This is a genomic window from Limnohabitans sp. Rim47, from assembly GCF_001517545.1.
Classification (GTDB): Bacteria; Pseudomonadota; Gammaproteobacteria; order Burkholderiales; family Burkholderiaceae_C; genus Limnohabitans_A.
Window position 1 is genome coordinate 1 of record NZ_FBYA01000001.1, and the last position, 21,414, is coordinate 21,414.

Below are 21,414 nucleotides of genomic sequence, written 5' to 3' on the forward strand. Positions count from 1 at the left end.
TTAAGCGATGATCTTGGCAACAACGCCGGCGCCAACGGTGCGGCCACCTTCGCGGATGGCGAAGCGCAAGCCTTCTTCCATCGCAATGGGGTTGATCAACTTCACAGTGATCGACACGTTGTCACCAGGCATCACCATCTCTTTGCCTTCTGGCAATTCGATCGCGCCGGTCACGTCGGTCGTACGGAAGTAGAACTGAGGACGGTAGTTGTTGAAGAAAGGCGTGTGACGGCCACCTTCGTCTTTGGACAAGACATAGATCTCGCCCGTGAAGTGAGTGTGTGGCTTGATCGAACCTGGCTTGCACAGCACTTGGCCGCGCTCGACATCTTCGCGCTTGGTGCCGCGCAACAAGATACCGACGTTGTCGCCAGCTTGACCTTGGTCCAACAGCTTGCGGAACATCTCAACGCCTGTGCAAGTGGTCTTGACAGTGTCTTTGATACCGACGATTTCGATTTCTTCGCCAACTTTGACGATACCGCGCTCGATACGGCCAGTCACCACAGTGCCGCGACCAGAGATCGAGAAAACGTCTTCCACAGGCATCAAGAAGGCGCCGTCCACAGCACGCTCAGGCGTAGGGATGTAGGTGTCCAGYGCGTCAGCCAGCTTCATGATGGCTTCTTCACCCAATGGGCCTTTGTCGCCTTCGAGAGCCAACTTGGCAGAACCYTGGATGATCGGTGTGTCGTCGCCTGGGAAATCGTACTTGGACAGGAGTTCGCGAACTTCCATCTCAACCAATTCCAGCAATTCAGCGTCGTCCACCATGTCGCACTTGTTCAAGAACACGATGATGTAAGGCACGCCCACCTGACGAGCCAACAAGATGTGCTCGCGGGTCTGAGGCATTGGGCCGTCAGCAGCSGAGCAAACCAAAATAGCGCCGTCCATCTGAGCAGCACCAGTGATCATGTTTTTCACATAATCAGCGTGGCCTGGGCAGTCAACGTGAGCGTAGTGACGATTTGCGGTTTCGTACTCGACGTGCGCAGTGTTGATCGTGATACCACGGGCTTTTTCTTCGGGTGCTGCGTCGATCTGGTCGTACGCCTTGGCCGAACCACCGAATTTAACTGCCAACACGGTCGTAATGGCCGCTGTCAGTGTGGTTTTGCCGTGGTCAACGTGACCGATGGTGCCCACGTTGACGTGGGGTTTGGTCCGTTCGAATTTNGGTGCTGCGTCGATCTGGTCGTACGCCTTGGCCGAACCACCGAATTTAACTGCCAACACGGTCGTAATGGCCGCTGTCAGTGTGGTTTTGCCGTGGTCAACGTGACCGATGGTGCCCACGTTGACGTGGGGTTTGGTCCGTTCGAATTTTTCTTTAGCCATTTTTCAAATCCTTAAAAAGAGCAATGCCCGTGTGTTGGTTTAATGTTTGCATCAGGTTGCTTGTTCACTCAGCACGGGCACAGAGTGGCACTTGATCGCAGACAGTTTCTGAACTTTCAGGTCTGACTATCGCTTGCGTTTTGCTTGCTTTTAGTCAGAGTTGCCCGAGCAAATTCGCAGGCGAATTTGGTCAGGCACACAGGTTTTTATTTTGCGCGTGAAGCGACGATGGCCTCGGCCACGTTACGCGGGGCTTCGGCGTAGTGCTTGAATTCCATCGTGTAGGTTGCACGGCCTTGCGACATAGAGCGCAATGTGGTCGAGTAACCGAACATTTCGGACAAGGGCACTTCGGCCTTGATGGCCTTGCCGCCACCGACCATGTCGTCCATACCCTGGACCATGCCACGGCGTGAGGACAAGTCGCCCATCACGTTACCAGCGTAGTCTTCAGGTGTTTCGACTTCCACAGCCATCATGGGCTCCAGAATCACGGGTTGTGCTTTACGGCAACCTTCTTTGAAACCAAAGATGGCGGCCATCTTGAAGGCCATCTCGTTCGAGTCCACATCGTGGTACGAACCGAAGTGCAGTGTGACTTTGACGTCGACGACTGGGTAGCCAGCCAACACGCCTTGGCCCAAAGCTTCGATCACGCCTTTTTCCACTGCAGGGATGTATTCGCGAGGAACCACACCGCCCTTGATGGCGTCGACGAATTCAAAGCCCTTGCCTGGCTCTTGAGGCTCAACCTTCAGAACCACGTGACCATACTGGCCCTTACCACCGGACTGACGCACGAACTTGCCTTCGGCTTCTTCGACGGTCTTGCGGATGGTTTCGCGGTAAGCCACTTGAGGCTTGCCCACGTTGGCTTCGACACCGAATTCGCGCTTCATGCGGTCCACGATGATTTCCAGGTGCAATTCGCCCTGGCCACCAATGATGGTCTGACCCGATTCTTCGTCGGTTTGCACACGGAAAGATGGATCTTCAGCAGCCAGACGTGACAAAGCGATGCCCATTTTTTCCTGGTCGGCTTTGGTCTTTGGTTCCACAGCCTGGCGAATCACCGAGTCGGGGAACACCATGCGTTCCAATGTGATGACTGCGTTTGGATCGCACAAGGTTTCGCCTGTGGTCACGTCTTTCAAGCCCACGCAAGCAGCGATGTCGCCTGCACGAATTTCATCGACTTCTTCACGGTTGTTGGCGTGCATCTGAACGATACGGCCAATGCGCTCTTTCTTGCCGCGCACCGAGTTGAACACGGTGTCGCCTTTTTTGAGCACGCCGGAATAAACGCGCACGAAAGTCAATTGACCCACAAACGGATCGGTCATCAACTTGAAAGCCAGCGCAGAAAACTTTTCGTTGTCGTCGGCTTTGCGGATGATTTCTTTTTCATCTTCGTCAAAGCCTTTAATGGCTTTCACATCCAATGGCGAAGGCATCAACTCGAGAACCGCATCCAGCATGCGCTGAACGCCTTTGTTCTTGAAGGCCGTGCCGCACAGCATGGGCTGGATTTCGCTGTTGATAGTACGAACGCGCAGACCTTGCGTGATTTCTTCTTCTGTCAAGTCGCCTTCTTCAAGGTACTTGTTCATCAGTTCTTCAGAGGCTTCAGCCGCAGCTTCAACCATTTTCTCGCGCCACTCTTTGGCCACCTCGACCAGGTCGGCCGGGATCTCTTCAAAAGTGAACTTCATGCCCTGAGAAGCTTCATCCCAGATGATGGCTTTCATCTTGCGCAGATCAACCACGCCAGTGAAGTTTTCTTCAGCACCGATTGGGATCACGATGGGCACAGGGTTGGCCTTCAGGCGCAACTTCATTTGCTCGACGACTTTGAAGAAGTTGGCACCGGTACGGTCCATCTTGTTCACAAAGGCCAAACGTGGCACTTTGTATTTGTTAGCCTGACGCCACACGGTTTCAGACTGCGGTTGAACGCCACCCACAGCACAGTAAACCATGCAAGCACCGTCCAGAACACGCATGGAACGCTCAACTTCAATCGTGAAGTCAACGTGGCCGGGAGTGTCAATGATGTTGATGCGGTGGTCTTCAAAAGAGCCGTCCATGCCCTTCCAGAAGCAGGTGGTCGCAGCAGAAGTGATCGTGATGCCACGCTCTTGCTCTTGCTCCATCCAGTCCATGGTGGCAGCGCCGTCGTGCACTTCACCAATTTTGTGGTTCACGCCGGTATAAAAAAGAATACGTTCAGTCGTGGTGGTCTTACCGGCGTCAATGTGCGCCGAGATGCCAATGTTGCGGTACCGCTCGATGGGGGTGATGCGAGCCATAAATTTCTCCGATGATGATGTACTAAAGCCCGCCACCCCTTATGGGGCCAGCGGGCTGGCTTCTGGCAGTGTCGGGCTTCTTTGTGAAACCCTTGTGCATCAGAAGCGGAAGTGCGAGAACGCCTTGTTGGCTTCGGCCATGCGGTGAACTTCGTCACGCTTTTTCATGGCACCGCCACGGCCTTCGTTGGCTTCGAGTAACTCGTTGGCCAAACGCAGCGCCATGGACTTCTCACCGCGCTTGCGTGCGGCTTCTTTGATCCAACGCATCGACAGGGCCAAGCGACGGACAGGACGCACTTCGACAGGCACCTGGTAGTTCGCACCGCCCACGCGGCGGGATTTCACTTCCACCATGGGCTTGACGTTGTTGATGGCGATGGAGAAGAGTTCCACAGGGTCTTTGCCTGTTTTCTTTTCCATGTTTTCGAGGGCACCGTAAATGATGCGCTCGGCAACCGCTTTTTTGCCGCCTTCCATGATCACGTTCATGAACTTGGACAATTCGACATTACCGAACTTGGGATCCGGCAGGATTTCACGTTTAGGGACTTCGCGACGACGTGGCATATTTCACCTCATATTGCTTCAGTTGGCATCTTTTCAGACACCGCGAGCGTTATTCAAAACAACTCACTTACTCGACCCACCAGGACAATTCCGGGCTTCGGGTCACTTCGCTGGATCACCGCGCCACGCGGGAAACAGCACCGAAAAATTTCAACCCAAAAGGGTTTACTTGGCCTTTGGCTTCTTCGCGCCGTACTTGGAGCGAGACTGCTTGCGGTCTTTCACGCCTTGCAAGTCGAGCGAACCACGAACAATGTGGTAACGCACACCTGGCAAGTCTTTGACACGACCACCGCGCACCAGAACAACAGAGTGCTCTTGCAGGTTGTGGCCTTCACCGCCGATGTAGGAGATGACCTCAAAACCGTTGGTCAAGCGCACTTTGGCAACTTTACGCAGGGCGGAGTTAGGCTTTTTAGGCGTTGTGGTGTACACACGGGTGCAAACACCACGACGCTGTGGAGAGTTTTGCATCGCAGGGCTTTTGGACTTGATCGTTTCGACCTCGCGCCCCTGACGCACCAATTGATTGATGGTTGGCATTGTTTGTAACGTCCCTAAACGTTTGAATTTGACAAAAGAAACTTCTCCGCCCCAAAAGCGGAAAAGCCCGCCAGTATAACCGCCTGGTGGGCTGGTGGCAAATTATCGGTAAATCAGCCAGGCCAAGCGGCCCGCCGTCACTTGATCCACAAGCGCAGAGCATCCCATGCCCGCCCCAAGACGCCAGCTTGTTCCACCGCCTCAAGCGCCACCAAGGGGACTTCAAACAAGGGTTGGTCCCCGCGCAATACTTTCAGTGATCCCACGGACTGCCCTTTGCTGAAAGGTGCCACCAAGGGGTCCGGACGGGCCACTTGGGTTTTGATTTGCGCAGCGGTGCCGGCAGGCACTGACACAACCAAGGGCTGAAAAGACCCCAGCTTCAACACGGGCGTCTTACCCTTCCAGACCGCAGGGCTCAGCACGGGCTGTCCAGCTTCAAAGAGTTTGACCGCGTCAAAAGCGGTGTAGCCCCAGTTCAGCAGTTTCTGGCTTTCGTTGGCGCGGGTGTTTTCACTGTCCGCGCCCAAAACAACCGACAAAAGACGGCGCGAGCCGACATTGGCGAACTCTCGCTTGGCGGTAGCCACCAAGCAATAACCCGCTGAATGGGTTTGCCCTGTTGTCAGTCCGTCGACGGAGGGGTCTCGGAACAACAGCAAATTGCGGTTGCTGTCATTGGCTGCGGGCGTGCCTTCGTAACGGTACTTCTTGATGGCGTAATAAGGAACAAACTCCGGAAAGTCCCTCATTAAACGGGCGGCCAAAACCCCCAAGTCACGCGCTGTGGTGGTGTGTCCCGCCTCCGGCAAGCCCTCGGGATTGCGGTAACTGGAGTTTTTCATGCCCAAAACACGGGCCTGGTCGTTCATCATCTGAACAAAACGCTCGACACTGCCGCCCACCCCTTCGGCCAAAGCCACGGTGGCATCGTTGCCCGACTGAACAACCATGCCTTTGATCAGGTCTTCGACGGGCACCCTCATTTTGGGGTCAATGAACATGCGAGAGCCCGGCATCTTCCAGGCCCTCTCCGAGACCGGCAGCGTTTGTTTGAGGTCAATTTTGCGTGACTTCAGGGCATCGAACACCAGATAAGCCGTCATCAACTTCGTCAGCGATGCCGGTTCGACCGCCATGTCCGGGTCTTTGGCCGCCAACAACTGGTTGGCCGTGACATCGATCAGCAAATAGGCTTTGGCCGCCACTTCGGGAGGCTGGGGCATTTGCGCCTGGGCACTCAAGGCCAAGGTCCCCCAGAAGATCAAGATCAGGGTTTTCAATGTTGCGCTCATGGCTGTCTTTTCGTCGTGCCCTCTGTTCAGGGGCGGGCTTGAATCAGGTGCGAAGGTGGCGCGCCACCAAGCTTCTGAGCAGTGGCAATTGGCCGTGAAAGAAATGCTCGACACCCGGAATCACCGTGACGGGCAGGTATTGGGGCCTGGCCCAGTCCATCACGCTGGTCAGCGGCACCGTTTCGTCTTGCTCGCCATGCAACACCAAGGTTTGCTCGTGCAACTCGGGGGCGACCTGGGCGACTGCAAAACGCGAAGCCGCTGTTCCCACCAGCACCAGCTTGTCCAGACTGCGTACGGGTGCCACGGTCTGTGCCACATGGCTGGTGACAAAAGCACCAAAGGAAAAACCGGCCAAGGCCAATGGTCCAGCCGGGGCCACTTGCTCGATCACGGACAGCATATCGGCGGCTTCGCCAAGGCCTTCATCGTACGTGCCAGCACTGGCACCCACGCCCCGAAAATTGAACCTCACAGCCTGCCAGCCGCACTGCACGAACGCCCGGGCCAAAGTTTGTACCACTTTGTTTTGCATCGTGCCGCCAAACAAGGGGTGCGGGTGCGCAATAACCGCCGTGCCTTTGAAGACACCGCCAGAAGGTGTGTCGAGCAAGGCCTCAATGACCCCGGCCGACCCTTGCAATGTCAAGGACTGGGTGGCGGCGTTCATCAGCGCCCCAGGTTTGCTGGCGTGACCAGCCGCTCAACGACCTGGCCATTCTTCAAATGCGACTCGACGATTTCATCGATATCGGCATTGTCCACGTAGGTGTACCAAACGCCTTCTGGGTAGACCACTGCCACAGGGCCACCTGAACAACGGTCCAGGCAACCGGCCTTGTTGACGCGCACCTGGCCCGGCCCGGACAGCCCCAACTCCTTGATTCGGTTTTTGCAATGGTCAAAGGCGGCTTGCGCGCCTTGCTGGGCACAACAGGCCTCGTTGTTTTTGCGTTCGTTCAGGCAAAAAAAGATGTGCTGCTTGAAGTAGGGGCTGGAATTTTCAATGGTCATGCCCGAATTTTAGGTCGGGACCTGATCACGCATCGGCCGCAAGGCTTGACGACGATAAACGGTTGACCAAATACAGCAACAAGGCATAAGGCCACAACCATCCCAGCCACTGAATCAGGCCATGAAAACGAATGAACTGGCCTTGCTCCCAAGTTTGCAAGGTCAAGGCAAAGTAAGCATCGGCCGAAGCGTTGTTGAGCAAGCTGAGCTGCCACACCAAGGCGGCCAGTGCCAGCACCCAGCCGACCCGCGCTGGGCTGAAAGACATCACCACGATGCCTACCATCGCCAACACCAAGCCCGCTAACACCTCGGTGCTGACCCAGTCCCAGGCATGCGCGGGCCCATAAGTGAGCGCAGCCGACAAGGCGATTGCCATAAAGCCTACCAACACCAACAGCACCGCCGCGATGATGCGCTGACGCCATTCACGCAGCACCCCAAAGGCCAACAAGCAGGGCAGCAGCAAGCCGATGGCGACGCACAGGATTTCGCTGATGGGCAACAAAGGCTGCAACTCCACCTCACGCAAAGGCAACCATTCCAGCAAGGTGGAGTCTTCGAGCACATGCGCCAAAGCCGCCTCGACCCGCTCCAGCACCTGGCCCAAACCCAGGGTCACGGGTGCCGGAAACAACAGCGCAAAGGGCCACACGGCCAGCAAAGCCAGGGCACCACTGGCATCCGGCACAAACCAACGGTCACGAAACCGGCTCCAGCGGTCCAGCAAACCCACCCACTCCATCGCGCGCGCGGTGGCGGCCCCGGCCAAAGCCCCCAAAATGTTCAGCGCTGCGTCCACATTGGAGGGCACACGCACCGGCAAGAACATTTGTAAAGACTCCATCGTCAAGGACAGCGCCGCAGCGGCCAAGGTGGTCAATGCGATCGCGGGCCAGTTGCGGTGCGTTCGGTGCAATGCCAAAGCCAGCAAAAATCCGAGTGGCGCATAGCCCACCACGTTGGACAAGACATCAAACCCCGTCCAGTAGCGGGGCAAGGGCGCGGTCAAAAAAGCCCAGGGGGCGATGCCTTGAACGCGCCAGTTGTCAAAAGGGTACAGGCTGGCATAGACGATCAGGATCGCGTAAATCCAAACCAAAGGCCAGGCGGCCGTTTTGCGCATGAGGTGGGTGCGCATGCCTGTGCCTTAAAACGGCTTGACCACCACCAAAATGACCGCCGCCAGCATCATCAGGACCGGGGCTTCATTGAACCAGCGGAACCAGACATGGCTGCGCTGCATCTGACCGTTTTCGAACTTGCGCAACAAAATACCGCAGCCATGGTGGTAGCCCATCAAGGCCACCACAATGGCCAATTTGGCATGCATCCAGCCCTGACCGGGGCCTCGGCCAATACCGTAATAAAGCCACAGCCACAAACCCAGCGCCAAAGCCGGGATCGCCAAAATGGTCATGAAGCGATAAAGCTTGCGCGCCATCAGCAGCAAGCGCGCCCGCTCAGCCACCGAGCCAGGTTCCACCATGGCCAGATTGACAAAGATGCGCGGCAAATAAAACAAGCCGGCAAACCAGCTGGCGATGAAGACGATGTGAAGGGCTTTGATCCAGAGCATGGTGCAAGTGTAGTCAGACAGCGCCAGCAGGGCACAAACTGGGGGCAAAGGGCAAAAAAAACCCCCGGCCAGAGGCCGAGGGTGGCAAGCCCTTCCGCGTTACCGCATCAAGGCCCCGCTCAGGGAGGAAAAGCGGGAGACAGCAAGCTGTCCGAGGTTCAATTTATCAAATAACAAAACCATTAACAAGTTCAATTTTGATTTTTATGTTGTTTTTGCTATTTGTCGCTTGCAAGCCACGACCCCACCACTGGCGAACAGGTCTCTTTTGGCTTGGCCTGGACTTCAGGCACAATTTTCAACATGAACCCCGTTGCCCCCTTCCCCTTGAGCCGCCCACGCCGCCTGCGCCGTGACGATTTCACCCGCAATCTGGTGCGCGAACACCAGGTCACGCCGCACGACCTGATTTACCCGGTGTTTGTGCTCGACGGGCAGAACCAACGCCAAGCCGTGGGCTCGATGCCCGGCGTCGAACGCCTGAGCCTGGACCTGCTGTTGCCGGTGGCCGAAGACTGCGTCAAGCTGGGCATCCCGGTCATGGCGCTATTCCCGGTGATCGACGCCAGCCTCAAAGACCCCACAGGCCAAGAAGCCATGAACCCCGATGGCCTGGTGCCGCGTGTGGTGCGTGAGCTCAAGAAACGCTTTCCCGAACTGGGCGTGATGACCGACGTGGCGCTAGACCCTTTCACCAGCCACGGCCAGGACGGCTTGCTGGACGAAACCGGCTACATCCTGAACGACGAAACCACCGCCGTGCTGGTGCAGCAAGCCCTGACACAAGCCGAAGCCGGCGTGGACATGGTGGCGCCCAGCGACATGATGGACGGGCGCATCGGCGCGATCCGCCAGGCGCTCGAAGCGCGCGGCCTGATCCACACCCGCATCATGGCCTACAGCGCCAAGTACGCCAGCGCCTTTTATGGCCCCTTCCGCGACGCGGTGGGCTCGGCGGGCAATTTGGGTAAGAGCAACAAAAAGGTCTACCAAATGGACCCGGGCAACAGCGACGAAGCCCTGCGCGAAGTCGCCATGGACCTGGCCGAAGGAGCTGACATGGTCATGGTCAAGCCGGGCATGCCTTATCTGGACATCGTGCGCCGCGTGAAAGACGAATTCAAGGTGCCCACCTTTGCCTACCAAGTGTCGGGCGAATACGCCATGCTCAAGGCGGCCGCGCAAAACGGTTGGCTGGACCACGATTTGGTCATGATGGAAAGCCTACTGGCCTTCAAGCGCGCCGGCGCTGATGGCGTGCTGACCTACTTCGCACGCGACGCGGCCCGTTTGATCCGCCAAGGCTGAGCCCAACATGCGGGTCTTTACCGTTTCAGGCACACAGGTTCACGACGGACTGGCATTGCCCCGGCAACTGCCAGAACAAGGTTTTGTCTGGATCGCGTGTTCACGTGAACGGTTTTCAGCCGAATTGGCATCGCTTCAAGACGCCCTAGAACACCTCACCGGGCGCGGTCTGGTGGACTTGCACGTGTCTGACCTGCTGAACGCCCAACTGCCCTCGCGCTTTGACTACAGCTCGCATTACGACCTGATGGTGTTCCGGCGGTTGGCTCAACGCAGCCCCGATGCAGCGAGCATGGGCACTCACGGCAAACGCCCTGGCCCACCCGTGCTGAACCGCATCGACACCAGCCCGGTCGGCTTTGCTGTGTTTGACCGGGTTCTGCTGAGCGTTCACCCTGCCGACTGCGCCGTGCGGGAAGCCTACGCCAGCCGCTTGTTGGCCAGCACGCACGCCGCTGCGCAACCCACTGAAACAGCCGACCTGCGCTCAGCAGGCGCAAGGGGCGTGCCCAGCAGCCCTGCCGACATGATGCTGCGCATCGTCAGCCACATGGTCGACAGTTACCTGGATTTGCGCCGCGAACTGAGCCGACAGCTTGACCACTGGCAAGCCGAACTGCTCAACCCACGCGCGCGCTTTAACCGTTGGGACGCGCTGCTGCAAGCGCGGCTGGCACTGCACCAACTCGAAGCCCTGTGCGACGACCAACACACCGCCGTGCAAACCTGGACCGAGTCGCTGGACACCTGGGGTGTGGGCCAGGACAAAGCCGCGGAACGGGAGCATGAACTGCTCAAGATACGCAGCCGCGACGTGCTGGAGCACATTGACCGGGTGGTGCAACATGTGCGCCGGCTAGAGCAAAACACCGAGACCGCTGTGCAAATGCACTTCAACGTGCAGAGCAACAGGACCAACGACATCATGCGCACCCTGACCGCGTTGACCGCGATCTTTTTGCCACTGAACCTGATCGCAGGCATCTTCGGCATGAACTTTGAGTTCATACCTTGGCTGCATCAGGCATCTGCCTTTTGGTGGACATTGGGCAGCATGGGCATCATTGCGCTGGTCATGGGCCTGGTGTTTTGGCGCAAGCGCTACCTGGCAAGGGCAGGCGAATAAGCATTGCACATACTTTAGCCATCACCCTGGCTCGATCCGCTTTTTTGCCCCAAGCGCGTTTGGCTTTTGTGGTGCCGGAGGCGGTTGATTTTTGTGATGCCGGAGGCGGTTGGTTTTGTGGTGCCGGAGGCGGTTGGTTTTTGTGCCGCGTAGTCAAATAGCATTTGTCACCCCCGACCTGATCGGGGGTCCATGCCTTGCGCCTCCGCCCACCATGGATACCCGCCTGCGCGGGCATGACATCGCAAACGGGCATGTCATTAGAAGCGGGTGTGACATCAAGGTGTGGCGTTCGGGGCCACAGCGGGGGCCGGTTCAGTCCAAGTGTTTGGCAAAGAACGCCAAGGTCCGCTCACGGGCCAGGTGGGCCGATGGTGCGTGCCAAGCGCCGCGCTGGTCGCAGTTGAAGCCATGGTGCGCCGCGTAGGTGTGCACCTCGACTTCGGGATGCGCCTTCTTGAAGGCCTCCACCGTGTCCTCTGGAATCCACTTGTCGTCTTCGGCAAAGTGCGCCAACACCGGCACTTTTGGCTGGCGGGCGATTTCGGATTCGGTCGTCATGCCACCGCCGTAATACGGCGCGGCAGCACTCAGGCCCGTCAGCATGCAAGCGGAACGCCAAGTCAGCAAACCGCCCCAGCAATAACCCACGATACCCACCTTGCCTGCGGACGCCTGCGCTGCGTGGTCGATGGCTGCCTGGATGTCTTGCATCACGCCGGGTGCGGGCAACGCCTCTACCGCCGTTTTGTAGCCAAAGCCTTCGCCCATGTCGGCCTCGGCATAACCCAGCTCAACACCGGGTTTGACGCGGTGAAACGCGGCCGGCGCCACGGCCAGATAACCTTCAGCGGCATAGCCATCGGCCACAGTACGGATGTGGCTGTTGACGCCAAAAATCTCCTGAATCACCACCACCGCCCCTTTGGGCTTGCCTGCTGGGCGGGCTTCGTAGGCGGGCACACGCGAGCCATCGGCAGCCTGGAGTTCAATCATCGTTCCCATGGTTTTCCTTCGCATGTGTTGCAAATTCAAGTGGCACAAAAATACATGGCCGGCTCAGCGGGCCAGCGCACGCTCAACAAAGTCGAGTCTGTCTTGACCCCAGAAAATCTCGCCATCGATCACGAAGCTGGGGGCGCCAAACACTCCGGCATCAATGGCCGCTTGGGTGCAGGCCTCATAGCGCTCTTGCACCGCTTGGCTGCGCGAAGCGTCCATCAACTGGACCGGCAAACCCTGCTCACTCAGCAATTCGGCCAATACCTTGTCATCGGCCATGTTGCGCTCTTGCGCCCAGCAAGCCGCCAAAATCGCGCCGGCCATCGCCATGGCCGCCTGGGCGCCTTGGGCCAGATCGGCCGCGATGATCAGCCGTGCCGCGTCATCGCCTCCGACCGGAAAGTATTTGGGCTTCAGATTCAATGGCATGTTCAAGTGCTGGCTAAAGCGCTGCAACTCTACCAAGCGATAAGCCTGTCGCTGGGGCGCACGCTGGCCCAAAGGCAAGCCCCCCGAAATCGGAAACACCTTGCCACCCAAATCGATCGGCATCACGCGCACGGTAGCGCCAGTGCGCTGCACGATGTCAGCCAGCCGCTGGTGGCCCAAATAAGCCCACGGGCTTTGCGGGGCGAAGTAATAGTCCACTGTGCGACCCATGCTGTCTCCTTGTGTGTTGTCTAATATTTCAACGAAGTAGCGGTTGTAACCGCAGTGCGCGATTTTTGCAGGAGACTCACGATGAACAAGGTCTTGTTGGTGACCGGTGGCAGCCGGGGTATTGGGGCCGCCACGGCGCTTTTGGCAGCCCAGCAGGGATGGGCCGTAGCGGTGAACTACACCGCCAACTCTTTGGCTGCCGACGAGGTGGTGCGCCAGATCCGCGCTGCGGGCGGGCAAGCCATGTCGGTGCAAGCTGATGTGGCCGACGAAGCGCAAGTGCTGCGCATGTTCGCGCACATCGACGCCAAATTCGGCCGCCTGACCGGGCTGGTCAACAACGCAGGCGTGGTCGATGTGGCGGCCCGTGTGGACGAGATGAGCGTGGCCCGCTGGAAGCGCATGTTCGACATCAACGTGATCGGCAGCCTGATCTGCGCGCGCGAAGCCGTGCGCCGCATGAGCACCCGGCATGGTGGCGAAGGCGGCAGCATCGTCAACGTGTCCAGCGCTGCGGCGCGACTGGGCTCGCCTGGCCAATACGTGGACTATGCCGCGGCCAAAGGCGCGATCGACGCCTTCACCATCGGCTTGTCCAAAGAGGTGGCGGCCGAGGGCATCCGCGTCAATGCGGTGCGCCCGGGTCTGATCGACACCGACATCCACGCCTCGGGTGGCCTGCCCAACCGCGTGAAAGACCTGCAGCACCTGGTGCCCGCCCAGCGTGGTGGCACCGCCGAAGAAGTGGCCGAGGCCATCGTCTGGCTGCTGAGTGACAGCGCCAGCTACACCACCATGAGTTTCTTGGACGTTTCAGGAGGCCGCTGATGCCACACACGCCCAAACGCATCACGTATTACTGGGAAGACTTTGCGGTTGGCCAGGTCCGCGACCTGGGCACGATCACACCCACCCGCGAAGAAATCATCGCCTTCGCCACCCAGTTCGACCCACAACCCTTTCACCTCGACGACGAGGCAGCCAAGGCCTCGGTCTTTGGTGCCTTGTCAGCCAGCGGCTGGCACACCTGCTCAATGGCCATGCGGCTGATGGTGACCAATTTTCTGTGCGAAACCTCCAGCCTGGGCTCGCCTGGACTGGAAGGCATCAAATGGCTCAAACCCGTCTACCCCGGCGACACCCTGCGCCTGCAAAGCACCATGCTGGAGACCAAACCCATGGGCAAACGCCCCGACGTGGGCATGACGCGCAATCTGTGGGAAATGTTCAACCAGCACGGCGACAAAGTGCTGCACATGGAAGGCTGGGGCATGTTCAGAAGGCGCACCTCGGCCGCCTGAGGCGGGGCACAATCGGGCGATGGATTTCAAACCACTCATCACCCTGCTGGCCATCGTCAACCCTTTGGCCATCGTCCCGTTTTTCATCCACTACACCCAAGGCTTCAGCCGGGCTCAGCGCAAACGCACGATTTTGGTTTCTTCGCTGACCGCCTTCATCGTGATCGCCGCCAGTGCTTTGCTGGGCCTGCAAATTCTGGAATTTTTCGGCATCTCGCTGGCCAGCTTTCAGGTGGGTGGCGGCATGTTGTTGCTGACTTCTGCGCTGTCGATGCTGAACGCCCAACCGGCCGAAGCCCGCGCCAACGCCGAAGAAGTGCACGACGCCGAAGCCAAAGCCGCCGTAGGGGCCAGCATCGCCGTGGTGCCGCTGACCATCCCGCTCTTGACCGGCCCGGCCACCATGTCCACCGTGGTGATTTACGCCGAGAAAGCCAAAAACTTTGCCCAACTCGGCACCTTGGTCGGCTACGGCGTGGTCATCGCTCTGGCCACTGCCTTGTGCTTTTCATTGGCCACCCCGATTGCCCGCATTTTGGGTAAAACCGGCATCAACGTCATGACCCGGCTGATGGGCTTGATCTTGGCCGCACTGGCGGTTGAGGTGATGACCGACGGGCTGCACAAGTTGTTTCCGGTGCTGGCAAGAGGGGTTTGATGCCGTCAAGGCACAATCCCGACATGCACAAAGAATCGTTGATCGCCTTGCTTGAGCAAAACCTGCCCGGTCTGCTGGCGGTCTATGCTTTTGGCAGCCGCATTCAGAATCAAGGGCAAGCCGCGCGAGCTGACAGCGACCTCGATCTGGCCGTTTTGCTCGAAGGCTACGGGGACCCCATGACGCTGTTCCATCTGTCAGGTTCATTGGCCGACATGGCAGGCTGCCCGGTGGATCTGCTGGACATCCGTGCGGCGTCCACCGTGATGCAATACCAAATTCTGACCCTGGGCACTGCCTGGTGGCGCAAAGATGTCCGAGCTGGCTTGTTTGAAGCGGCCATGCTCAGCGAAAAAATGGCGCTCAACGAAGCCCGCGCTGGCTTGATCCGTGATGTGTCACAAAGAGGAAGCGTGTATGGCCGATGACGTTTTGCTGAACAAAGCAGCCACGATCGAACGCTGCGTTGGCCGCGCGCGGGAAGAGTACACCGCCGACCCAAAGACCTTTGCGACCAACTTCACCAGACAAGACGCGGCCATCCTGAACATTCAGCGGGCTTGCGAAGCAGCGCTTGACATGGGCCACCACATCATCCGCAGGGAAAGTCTGGGTCTGCCACAAAGCTCACGCGATGTCTTTGCCCTGCTGGTGAGCGCCCACTGGCTCGAACCCGAACTGGCAGAGTCAATGAAACACATGGTCGGTTTCCGAAACATAGCCGTGCACGAATACCAGACCTTGCAACTGCCCATCACGGTCAACATCATCCAATCGCATCTGGATGAGTTTCTGGCGTATTCCCGTCAGATGCTGCTGAAAGACCAAGGTCCGGACTGAGCAGCGCAGCCATCAGCCTAGCGCATCGAGCCTGCCCCCTCAAAACGCATGCAAGCCCTGAATTTTTGATGGCCTGATCCAACTCAGCGTTTGACACCCTGCGCTCAAACCCCAAACCCCTGCGCCAAACCCACCCTCAAATGCCCCACCAACGCCGCCACGGCCCGGGGCACATGTGGCGCATACGGGCGAATGGCATAAATGGTTTCGGCAAACGCACCGACAGGCTTCCAACCCGGCAGCACGCGCACCAACTTGCCTTGGCGCAGCGCGGCCTGGGCGCTGAAATCGGGCAAGAGGGCAATGCCCGCCCCTGTGAGGGCGGCTTCGCGCAGGGCTTCGCTGTTGTTGGCGGCCAAGTTGCCGTTCACGGGCACCGTCACGCGTTCACGGGTTTCTGACGCGGCACCACCGCCTTCACGCGGCTCAAAGGTCCAGGCCGGGGTGTCTTGCGAGCGCGGGTAATGCAAGCAGTTGTGCGCTTGCAGGTCGGCGGGGGTTTGTGGCTCGCCCTGTTTGCGCAGATAAGCGCGGGTGGCCACCAGCACCGATTCGGTGTCGCACAACGCCCAGGCCACATGGGTATCGGGCGGTCGGGCGGTATGACGAATGGCCAAGTCAAAGCCTTCGGTGGCCAAAGCGCTCAGGCGATCCGACAAATCGAGTTCAATCCGCACGTCCGGGTAATTCTTGAGGAAGTCGGCCAGCAGCGGCACCAGCTGCTGACGCGCAAAAGCCACCGGCGCCGTGACCCGGAGCAAACCACCCGGCTGCTCGGCCAGATCGCGCACCTGGGCAAAGCTCTGCTCGATTTGCTCGAACGCCGCCCGGGTGTCGTCCACCAGCCGCTGCCCGGCTTCGGTCAGGCGCAGGCTGCGGGTGGTGCGCTGAACCAGGGTGACTTTGGCGGCACGCTCCAGCTCGGCAATGCGCTGGCTCATGGCGGCCTTGCTCACCCCCAACCGGGCAGCAGCGGCGGTGTAACTGCCTTGCTGGGCCAGCACGCTCAGCCAGTGCAGATGTGTCCAAAGGGTGTTGATTTTTTGCTCATTCATGCGTGCATTGTTCACTATATTGAACAATCAATTCAGTTTTAAGCTCTTGTACAGGGTGGTGGTGGTGCCTAAACTGCAAAGCGCCATGTAGGAGCACCACCCTCTGGGCGATTTTTGAATGACCGCCCGGTCAAACAATCGCCCACAGGGTGGGCACCTACAACACACACATCCATAAGCTACTAGGAGTCCCACATGAGCATTTCCCAGATTGGTCACTACATCAACGGCCAGACCGCCGCAGGCGCTTCGGGCCGCAGCCAGCCCGTCACCAACCCCGCCACCGGCGCCGTGACCGGCAGCGTGGCGCTGGCCAACAGCGCCGAGGTCGCCAAGGCCGTGGCCGCAGCGCAAGCGGCCTTCCCCGCCTGGGCAGACACGCCACCGCTGCGCCGCGCCCGCGTGATGTTCAAGTTTCTGGAGTTGCTCAACCAGCACAAAGACGAGTTGGCCCACATGATCACCGCCGAGCACGGCAAGGTGTTCACCGACGCGCAGGGCGAAGTCTCGCGCGGCATCGACATCGTTGAATTTGCCACCGGCATTCCACAGCTGCTCAAGGGCGATTTCACCGACCAAGTCTCCACCGGCATCGACAACTGGACCCTGCGCCAGCCTTTGGGCGTGGTCGCAGGCATCACCCCCTTCAACTTCCCGGTCATGGTGCCTATGTGGATGTTCCCGGTCGCCATTGCAGCGGGCAACACCTTCATCTTGAAGCCCAGCCCGACCGACCCGACACCCTCGCTGTTCATGGCCGAGTTGCTGAAAAAAGCCGGCCTGCCCGACGGCGTGTTCAACGTGGTGCAAGGCGACAAGGAAGCCGTGGACGCGCTGCTGGAGCACCCCGATGTGAAAGCCATCAGCTTTGTGGGCTCCACCCCGATTGCCAACTACATTTATGAGACCGGTGCTCACCACGGCAAGCGCGTGCAAGCCCTGGGTGGTGCGAAGAACCACCTGGTGGTCATGCCCGACGCTGACATCGACCAAACCGTGGACGCGCTGATCGGCGCAGGCTATGGCTCGGCCGGTGAGCGTTGCATGGCCATCAGTGTGGCGGTGCTGGTGGGTGATGTGGCCGACAAAATCTTGCCCAAGTTGATCGAGCGAACCAAGTCCCTGCAAGTCCTCAATGGCGAAAACCTGGCCGCAGAAATGGGCCCCATCGTGACCGATGCAGCGCGTCAGCGCATCAAGGGCTACATCGACGCGGGCGTGGCCGAAGGCGCGAAGCTGCTGGTCGATGGCCGCGAATTTGACGGCGCGAAAGCCGGTGCCGGTTGCGAGCAAGGCTTCTGGTTGGGCGGCACCCTGTTCGACCACGTGACCACCGACATGAAGATCTACAAGGAAGAAATCTTTGGCCCAGTGTTGTCGTGTGTGCGCGTGCCCGACTTCGGCACGGCCGTGCAGATCATCAACGACCACGAGTTTGGCAACGGTGTGAGCTGCTTCACCCGCGACGGCAATGTGGCCCGCGAGTTTTCGCGCCGTATCCAGGTGGGCATGGTCGGCATCAACGTGCCGATCCCGGTGCCCATGGCCTGGCACGGCTTTGGCGGCTGGAAGCGCTCGCTGTTTGGCGACATGCACGCGTATGGCGAAGAAGGCGTGCGTTTTTACACCAAGCAAAAATCCATCATGCAGCGCTGGCCCGAGAGCATTGGCAAGGGGGCTGAATTTGTGATGCCTACGGCCAAGTGATTGGCCTTTAAGAACGCCGTTGGCGTTTTCCGCGAAGTCGACTGGCCTGGGCCACCGGACCTCATCAGTCGCTTCGCGCCAGCAAATCGGCCCGACGGCCCCGGCCAGTCACCCTCGCTGCTCTGGCTGAATCGCATCGACCGCGCCAAACGGAGACACTCCGCCTGCAGATCAATGGCTTCAGCCCCAGCATGGCACGCCACCGAAGCCAGCCAGGTCGACACTAAAGGTCTGACCCCCAAGAATCCACAGGCACAATCGCCTGCTCAGGAGACAGTGCACAACATGAACGAAAACACCTTTGACTACATCATCGTCGGCGGCGGCACGGCGGGCTGCTTGCTGGCCAACCGCTTGTCGGCCGACGCGAGCAAGCGCGTGCTGCTGATCGAGGCGGGCCGAAAGGATGATTACCACTGGGTGCACATTCCGGTCGGCTACCTGCATTGCATCGGCAACCCGCGCACCGACTGGCTTTACCAAACCGAACCTGCCGCAGGCCTGAATGGCCGCAGCCTGCGTTACCCGCGCGGCAAGGTGCTGGGCGGGTGCTCCAGCATCAACGGCATGATTTACATGCGTGGCCAGTCGCGTGACTACGACCAATGGGCTCAGATCACCGGCAACGACGAGTGGCGCTGGGACCAGGCCCTGCCCTACTTCAAGCTGCACGAAGACCATTACAACGGTGCCAACGAATTTCATGGTGCCAAAGGCGCCAAGTCCGAATTGCTGGCCCCGACCGATTTGCCCAAGGGCGGCTATTTGCACACCCTGCGTGGGCGCAACACCGGCGGCGAATGGCGCATCGAAAAACAGCGCCTGCGCTGGGACGTGCTGGACGCGTTTTCGCAGGCCGCGCAACAAGCGGGCATTCCGGCCACCGACGACTTCAACCGGGGCGACAACGAAGGTGTGAGCTATTTCGATGTGAACCAAAAAAACGGTTGGCGCTGGAACACAGCCAAGGCGTTTTTACGCCCCACCTGCTATTCGCGCCCCAACTTCGAGTTGTGGAACAAGGCCCAGGTGGCCAAGCTGACGATTGAAACCCAAGCCAATGGCGAAAAGCGCTGCACCGGGGCACAGGTGTGGACGGGTGAAGAGATGGTTGAAGTCAAAGCCACAGGCGAGGTGATTTTGAGCGCTGGCAGCATTGGCTCGGCGCAAATTTTGCAGCTCTCAGGCATTGGTCCAGCGGCTTTGCTGCAAGACAAAGGCGTCGACGTGCAGCATGACTTGCCGGGCGTGGGGGCCAACTTGCAAGACCATTTGCAAATCCGCTCGGTCTACAAAGTCAAAGGGGCCAAAACCCTCAACACCTTGGCCAACAGCTGGTGGGGCAAAGCCAAAATCGGCCTGGAGTACGCGCTCAAACGCTCCGGCCCCATGAGCATGGCACCCAGCCAATTGGGGGCTTTTACCAAGAGCGATCCGTCACAGCCGCACGCCAATTTGGAATACCACGTGCAGCCGCTGAGCTTGGACGCATTTGGCGAGCCGCTGCACAGCTTCCCAGCCATCACGGCCAGCGTGTGCAACCTAAACCCGACCAGCCGTGGCACCGTGAACATCACCAGCCCCCGTTTTGAAGACGCCCCCGCCATTGCGCCCAACTACCTGGCCACCGCCGAAGACCGCAAGGTGGCCGCCGACAGCCTGCGCGTGACGCGCCGCATCATGGCGCAAGGCGCGATGAAGCCCTTTGCACCCGAAGAGTTCAAGCCCGGCGTGCAATACCAAACCGATGCCGAACTGGCCAAGTTGGCTGGCGACATTGCCAGCACCATCTTTCACCCCGTGGGCACCACCCGCATGGGCCGCAATGACGACCCGATGGCGGTGGTCAACTCGCGCTTGCAAGTGCGTGGCGTGGCGGGCCTGCGCGTGGTCGATGCGGGCGTGATGCCCACCATCACCAGCGGCAACACCAACAGCCCCACGCTGATGATTGCCGAGAAAGCGGCGCAGTGGATTGGCGAAGATGCCGCGCGGCGCATGGCGGCCTGAACGACCGCAAGCAATCCAAATCATTCTTTATCGCCAATTCACGTTCAGTTCGAGGCAGGGATTTCCCACGGGATCGGGAAATCCCTGAGAGAAACCGGTGATTTGTTCCATTACATTTCACCCACTCGATGCAAAGCAGTATCTGCATCCCGAGGGCCGAGGAGACATTCAAGCCTAAGAACTCGAACATGAACCAACATCCGAACGAGGTGTAACTTTCCAAAGCGTCGCGCAAGCGGCGCTTTTTTTTGCCCGCTGTGTTCTGGGCACCAAAAGCCTCAATGCCACAATCGCCCGCATGGAATTACTGATTGTTTCGCTGGCCTCGCTGCTGGCCGGCCTGGTAGACGCGATCGTGGGCGGCGGTGGCCTGATCTTGCTGCCCGCCTTGTTTGCCACATTCCCCGGCGCAGCACCTGCCACCTTGTTTGGCACCAACAAAAGCGCTTCTATCTGGGGCACGGCTTTTGCCACCGCGCAATACAGCCGCAAGGTGGACATGCCCTGGCGCTCTTTGTTGCCTGCAGCGGGTGCCGGCTTGTTGGGTTCGCTGGCCGGTGCCTGGTTCGTCACGCAGGTCGACCCCAGTTTGTTTCGCAAATTGCTGCCCGTGCTGCTGGCGGTGCTTTTGCTTTACACCTTGGTCAAAAAAGACCTGGGCCGCAGCCATGCGCCGCGCTTTGCCGGGGCACAAGAGGCCTGGATCGCTGCAGGCATCGGGCTGCTGATTGGTTTTTACGACGGGTTTTTTGGCCCCGGCACCGGCAGCTTTTTGGTGTTTGCCTATGTGCGGGTGCTGGGTTACGACTTTTTGAACGCATCGGCTGCGGCCAAGATGATCAACGTGGCGACCAACCTGGCCGCGCTGGCCCTGTTCACGTTCAAGGGCCATGTCTGGTGGCATCTGGCGCTGCCCATGGCGCTGGCCAACATCGTGGGCAGCCTGATCGGCACACGGCTGGCCCTGAAACACGGCGCAGGCTTTGTGCGCCATGTGTTCATTTTCGTGGTGCTGGCCTTGATCTGCAAGACCGCCTACGACACCTGGCTCAAAGGCTGATTTGTCAGTTATGGGCGCGAGGCCCTGCTCGCGAAT

At 59.1% G+C, this 21,414-nt stretch carries 22 protein-coding genes; 10 read left to right on the forward strand and 12 right to left on the reverse strand.

The genetic code is table 11. The features are described from left to right. The 9 genes from tuf to BN3544_RS00045 all read right to left on the reverse strand — a co-directional run bounded on the left by tuf (position 1) and on the right by BN3544_RS00045 (position 8,651). Complete coding sequence (gene tuf / locus BN3544_RS00005; protein ID WP_082688193.1) at positions 1–1,341, reverse strand: elongation factor Tu; 1,341 nt, start codon at positions 1,339–1,341, stop codon at positions 1–3. Between the two features lie 206 nt (positions 1,342–1,547). Then, positions 1,548–3,650, reverse strand: a complete 2,103-nt coding sequence (gene fusA, locus BN3544_RS00010) for an elongation factor G (RefSeq protein WP_019430865.1) — start codon at positions 3,648–3,650, stop codon at positions 1,548–1,550. Positions 3,651–3,749: 99 nt separating this feature from the next. Further along, positions 3,750–4,220 (reverse strand): 30S ribosomal protein S7, encoded by a 471-nt coding sequence (rpsG, locus tag BN3544_RS00015; RefSeq protein WP_019426275.1) that lies wholly within the window; start codon positions 4,218–4,220, stop codon positions 3,750–3,752. A gap of 165 nt (positions 4,221–4,385) precedes the next feature. Continuing rightward, positions 4,386–4,763 carry a 30S ribosomal protein S12 gene (gene rpsL / locus BN3544_RS00020; protein ID WP_011466063.1) on the reverse strand — a complete coding sequence of 126 codons (378 nt, stop codon included), beginning with the start codon at positions 4,761–4,763 and terminating at the stop codon, positions 4,386–4,388. 137 nt (positions 4,764–4,900) lie between these two features. Further along, positions 4,901–6,058, reverse strand: coding sequence for a D-alanyl-D-alanine carboxypeptidase family protein (locus BN3544_RS00025; RefSeq protein WP_019430866.1), 1,158 nt, complete (start codon positions 6,056–6,058; stop codon positions 4,901–4,903). A gap of 43 nt (positions 6,059–6,101) precedes the next feature. Then, positions 6,102–6,728, reverse strand: a complete 627-nt coding sequence (locus BN3544_RS00030) for an alpha/beta hydrolase (protein ID WP_019430867.1) — start codon at positions 6,726–6,728, stop codon at positions 6,102–6,104. Then, positions 6,728–7,072, reverse strand: a complete 345-nt coding sequence (locus BN3544_RS00035) for a (2Fe-2S) ferredoxin domain-containing protein (protein ID WP_019430868.1) — start codon at positions 7,070–7,072, stop codon at positions 6,728–6,730. Before BN3544_RS00035 ends, BN3544_RS00030 begins: the two co-directional genes overlap by 1 nt. 25 nt (positions 7,073–7,097) lie before the next feature. Then, on the reverse strand, positions 7,098–8,213 hold the full coding sequence (locus BN3544_RS00040) for a VanZ family protein (RefSeq protein WP_019430869.1): 1,116 nt from the start codon (positions 8,211–8,213) through the stop codon (positions 7,098–7,100). Between the two features lie 9 nt (positions 8,214–8,222). Further along, on the reverse strand, positions 8,223–8,651 hold the full coding sequence (locus tag BN3544_RS00045) for a CopD family protein (protein WP_026036811.1): 429 nt from the start codon (positions 8,649–8,651) through the stop codon (positions 8,223–8,225). Between the two features lie 303 nt (positions 8,652–8,954). Between BN3544_RS00045 and hemB the strand changes: the two genes are divergently transcribed. Further along, positions 8,955–9,959, forward strand: coding sequence for a porphobilinogen synthase (gene hemB, locus BN3544_RS00050; RefSeq protein ID WP_026036812.1), 1,005 nt, complete (start codon positions 8,955–8,957; stop codon positions 9,957–9,959). 7 nt (positions 9,960–9,966) lie between these two features. Beyond that, complete coding sequence (locus BN3544_RS00055; protein WP_019430872.1) at positions 9,967–11,085, forward strand: magnesium transporter CorA family protein; 1,119 nt, start codon at positions 9,967–9,969, stop codon at positions 11,083–11,085. Positions 11,086–11,400: 315 nt separating this feature from the next. Here BN3544_RS00055 and BN3544_RS00060 read toward each other — a convergent pair whose 3' ends face one another. Then, positions 11,401–12,090, reverse strand: a complete 690-nt coding sequence (locus BN3544_RS00060) for a dienelactone hydrolase family protein (RefSeq protein WP_026036813.1) — start codon at positions 12,088–12,090, stop codon at positions 11,401–11,403. A 54-nt stretch (positions 12,091–12,144) separates the two neighbouring features. Continuing rightward, positions 12,145–12,747, reverse strand: coding sequence for a 2-hydroxychromene-2-carboxylate isomerase (locus BN3544_RS00065; RefSeq protein ID WP_019430874.1), 603 nt, complete (start codon positions 12,745–12,747; stop codon positions 12,145–12,147). Positions 12,748–12,828: 81 nt separating this feature from the next. Here BN3544_RS00065 and BN3544_RS00070 point away from each other — a divergent pair, with 81 nt between their 5' ends. The 5 genes from BN3544_RS00070 to BN3544_RS00090 are packed head-to-tail and all read left to right on the forward strand — an operon-like array spanning position 12,829 to position 15,546. Then, positions 12,829–13,575: an SDR family oxidoreductase gene (locus BN3544_RS00070; RefSeq protein ID WP_019430875.1), complete on the forward strand. Its 747-nt coding sequence runs from the start codon at positions 12,829–12,831 to the stop codon at positions 13,573–13,575. Beyond that, positions 13,575–14,048, forward strand: a complete 474-nt coding sequence (locus BN3544_RS00075; RefSeq protein WP_019430876.1) for a MaoC family dehydratase — start codon at positions 13,575–13,577, stop codon at positions 14,046–14,048. The genes BN3544_RS00070 and BN3544_RS00075 overlap by 1 nt, the downstream gene beginning before the upstream one ends. A gap of 19 nt (positions 14,049–14,067) precedes the next feature. Continuing rightward, positions 14,068–14,706 (forward strand): MarC family protein, encoded by a 639-nt coding sequence (locus BN3544_RS00080; RefSeq protein ID WP_019430877.1) that lies wholly within the window; start codon positions 14,068–14,070, stop codon positions 14,704–14,706. 23 nt (positions 14,707–14,729) lie between these two features. After that, positions 14,730–15,134: a type VII toxin-antitoxin system MntA family adenylyltransferase antitoxin gene (locus BN3544_RS00085; protein WP_019430878.1), complete on the forward strand. Its 405-nt coding sequence runs from the start codon at positions 14,730–14,732 to the stop codon at positions 15,132–15,134. Continuing rightward, entirely contained in the window at positions 15,124–15,546 is a 423-nt protein-coding gene (locus BN3544_RS00090; protein ID WP_019430879.1) for a type VII toxin-antitoxin system HepT family RNase toxin, read from the forward strand. Before BN3544_RS00085 ends, BN3544_RS00090 begins: the two co-directional genes overlap by 11 nt. A 104-nt stretch (positions 15,547–15,650) precedes the next feature. Here BN3544_RS00090 and BN3544_RS00095 read toward each other — a convergent pair whose 3' ends face one another. Further along, entirely contained in the window at positions 15,651–16,601 is a 951-nt protein-coding gene (locus BN3544_RS00095) for a LysR family transcriptional regulator (protein ID WP_019430880.1), read from the reverse strand. 195 nt (positions 16,602–16,796) lie between these two features. Here BN3544_RS00095 and BN3544_RS00100 point away from each other — a divergent pair, with 195 nt between their 5' ends. The 3 genes from BN3544_RS00100 to BN3544_RS00110 all read left to right on the forward strand — a co-directional run bounded on the left by BN3544_RS00100 (position 16,797) and on the right by BN3544_RS00110 (position 21,378). Next, positions 16,797–18,308: a CoA-acylating methylmalonate-semialdehyde dehydrogenase gene (locus BN3544_RS00100; RefSeq protein WP_019430882.1), complete on the forward strand. Its 1,512-nt coding sequence runs from the start codon at positions 16,797–16,799 to the stop codon at positions 18,306–18,308. Between the two features lie 285 nt (positions 18,309–18,593). After that, positions 18,594–20,318 (forward strand): GMC family oxidoreductase, encoded by a 1,725-nt coding sequence (locus tag BN3544_RS00105; protein WP_026036814.1) that lies wholly within the window; start codon positions 18,594–18,596, stop codon positions 20,316–20,318. Positions 20,319–20,616: 298 nt separating this feature from the next. Beyond that, entirely contained in the window at positions 20,617–21,378 is a 762-nt protein-coding gene (locus BN3544_RS00110; RefSeq protein ID WP_019430884.1) for a sulfite exporter TauE/SafE family protein, read from the forward strand. The last annotated feature ends 36 nt before the right edge of the window (positions 21,379–21,414 follow it).

What these genes read in the sequence shown, in the direction of transcription:
- BN3544_RS00035 (WP_019430868.1), bottom strand. Translation starts at nt 7,072, where the DNA reads ATGACCATTGAAAATTCCAGCCCCTACTTCAAGCAGCACATCTTTTTT.
- BN3544_RS00110 (WP_019430884.1), top strand. Translation starts at nt 20,617, where the DNA reads ATGGAATTACTGATTGTTTCGCTGGCCTCGCTGCTGGCCGGCCTGGTA.
- hemB (WP_026036812.1), top strand. Translation starts at nt 8,955, where the DNA reads ATGAACCCCGTTGCCCCCTTCCCCTTGAGCCGCCCACGCCGCCTGCGC.
- BN3544_RS00070 (WP_019430875.1), top strand. Translation starts at nt 12,829, where the DNA reads ATGAACAAGGTCTTGTTGGTGACCGGTGGCAGCCGGGGTATTGGGGCC.
- fusA (WP_019430865.1), bottom strand. Translation starts at nt 3,650, where the DNA reads ATGGCTCGCATCACCCCCATCGAGCGGTACCGCAACATTGGCATCTCG.
- BN3544_RS00045 (WP_026036811.1), bottom strand. Translation starts at nt 8,651, where the DNA reads ATGCTCTGGATCAAAGCCCTTCACATCGTCTTCATCGCCAGCTGGTTT.
- BN3544_RS00080 (WP_019430877.1), top strand. Translation starts at nt 14,068, where the DNA reads ATGGATTTCAAACCACTCATCACCCTGCTGGCCATCGTCAACCCTTTG.
- BN3544_RS00085 (WP_019430878.1), top strand. Translation starts at nt 14,730, where the DNA reads ATGCACAAAGAATCGTTGATCGCCTTGCTTGAGCAAAACCTGCCCGGT.
- BN3544_RS00095 (WP_019430880.1), bottom strand. Translation starts at nt 16,601, where the DNA reads ATGAATGAGCAAAAAATCAACACCCTTTGGACACATCTGCACTGGCTG.
- BN3544_RS00025 (WP_019430866.1), bottom strand. Translation starts at nt 6,058, where the DNA reads ATGAGCGCAACATTGAAAACCCTGATCTTGATCTTCTGGGGGACCTTG.
- BN3544_RS00055 (WP_019430872.1), top strand. Translation starts at nt 9,967, where the DNA reads ATGCGGGTCTTTACCGTTTCAGGCACACAGGTTCACGACGGACTGGCA.
- BN3544_RS00030 (WP_019430867.1), bottom strand. Translation starts at nt 6,728, where the DNA reads ATGAACGCCGCCACCCAGTCCTTGACATTGCAAGGGTCGGCCGGGGTC.
- BN3544_RS00040 (WP_019430869.1), bottom strand. Translation starts at nt 8,213, where the DNA reads ATGCGCACCCACCTCATGCGCAAAACGGCCGCCTGGCCTTTGGTTTGG.
- rpsL (WP_011466063.1), bottom strand. Translation starts at nt 4,763, where the DNA reads ATGCCAACCATCAATCAATTGGTGCGTCAGGGGCGCGAGGTCGAAACG.
- BN3544_RS00065 (WP_019430874.1), bottom strand. Translation starts at nt 12,747, where the DNA reads ATGGGTCGCACAGTGGACTATTACTTCGCCCCGCAAAGCCCGTGGGCT.
- BN3544_RS00060 (WP_026036813.1), bottom strand. Translation starts at nt 12,090, where the DNA reads ATGGGAACGATGATTGAACTCCAGGCTGCCGATGGCTCGCGTGTGCCC.
- BN3544_RS00105 (WP_026036814.1), top strand. Translation starts at nt 18,594, where the DNA reads ATGAACGAAAACACCTTTGACTACATCATCGTCGGCGGCGGCACGGCG.
- BN3544_RS00075 (WP_019430876.1), top strand. Translation starts at nt 13,575, where the DNA reads ATGCCACACACGCCCAAACGCATCACGTATTACTGGGAAGACTTTGCG.
- BN3544_RS00100 (WP_019430882.1), top strand. Translation starts at nt 16,797, where the DNA reads ATGAGCATTTCCCAGATTGGTCACTACATCAACGGCCAGACCGCCGCA.
- rpsG (WP_019426275.1), bottom strand. Translation starts at nt 4,220, where the DNA reads ATGCCACGTCGTCGCGAAGTCCCTAAACGTGAAATCCTGCCGGATCCC.
- BN3544_RS00090 (WP_019430879.1), top strand. Translation starts at nt 15,124, where the DNA reads ATGGCCGATGACGTTTTGCTGAACAAAGCAGCCACGATCGAACGCTGC.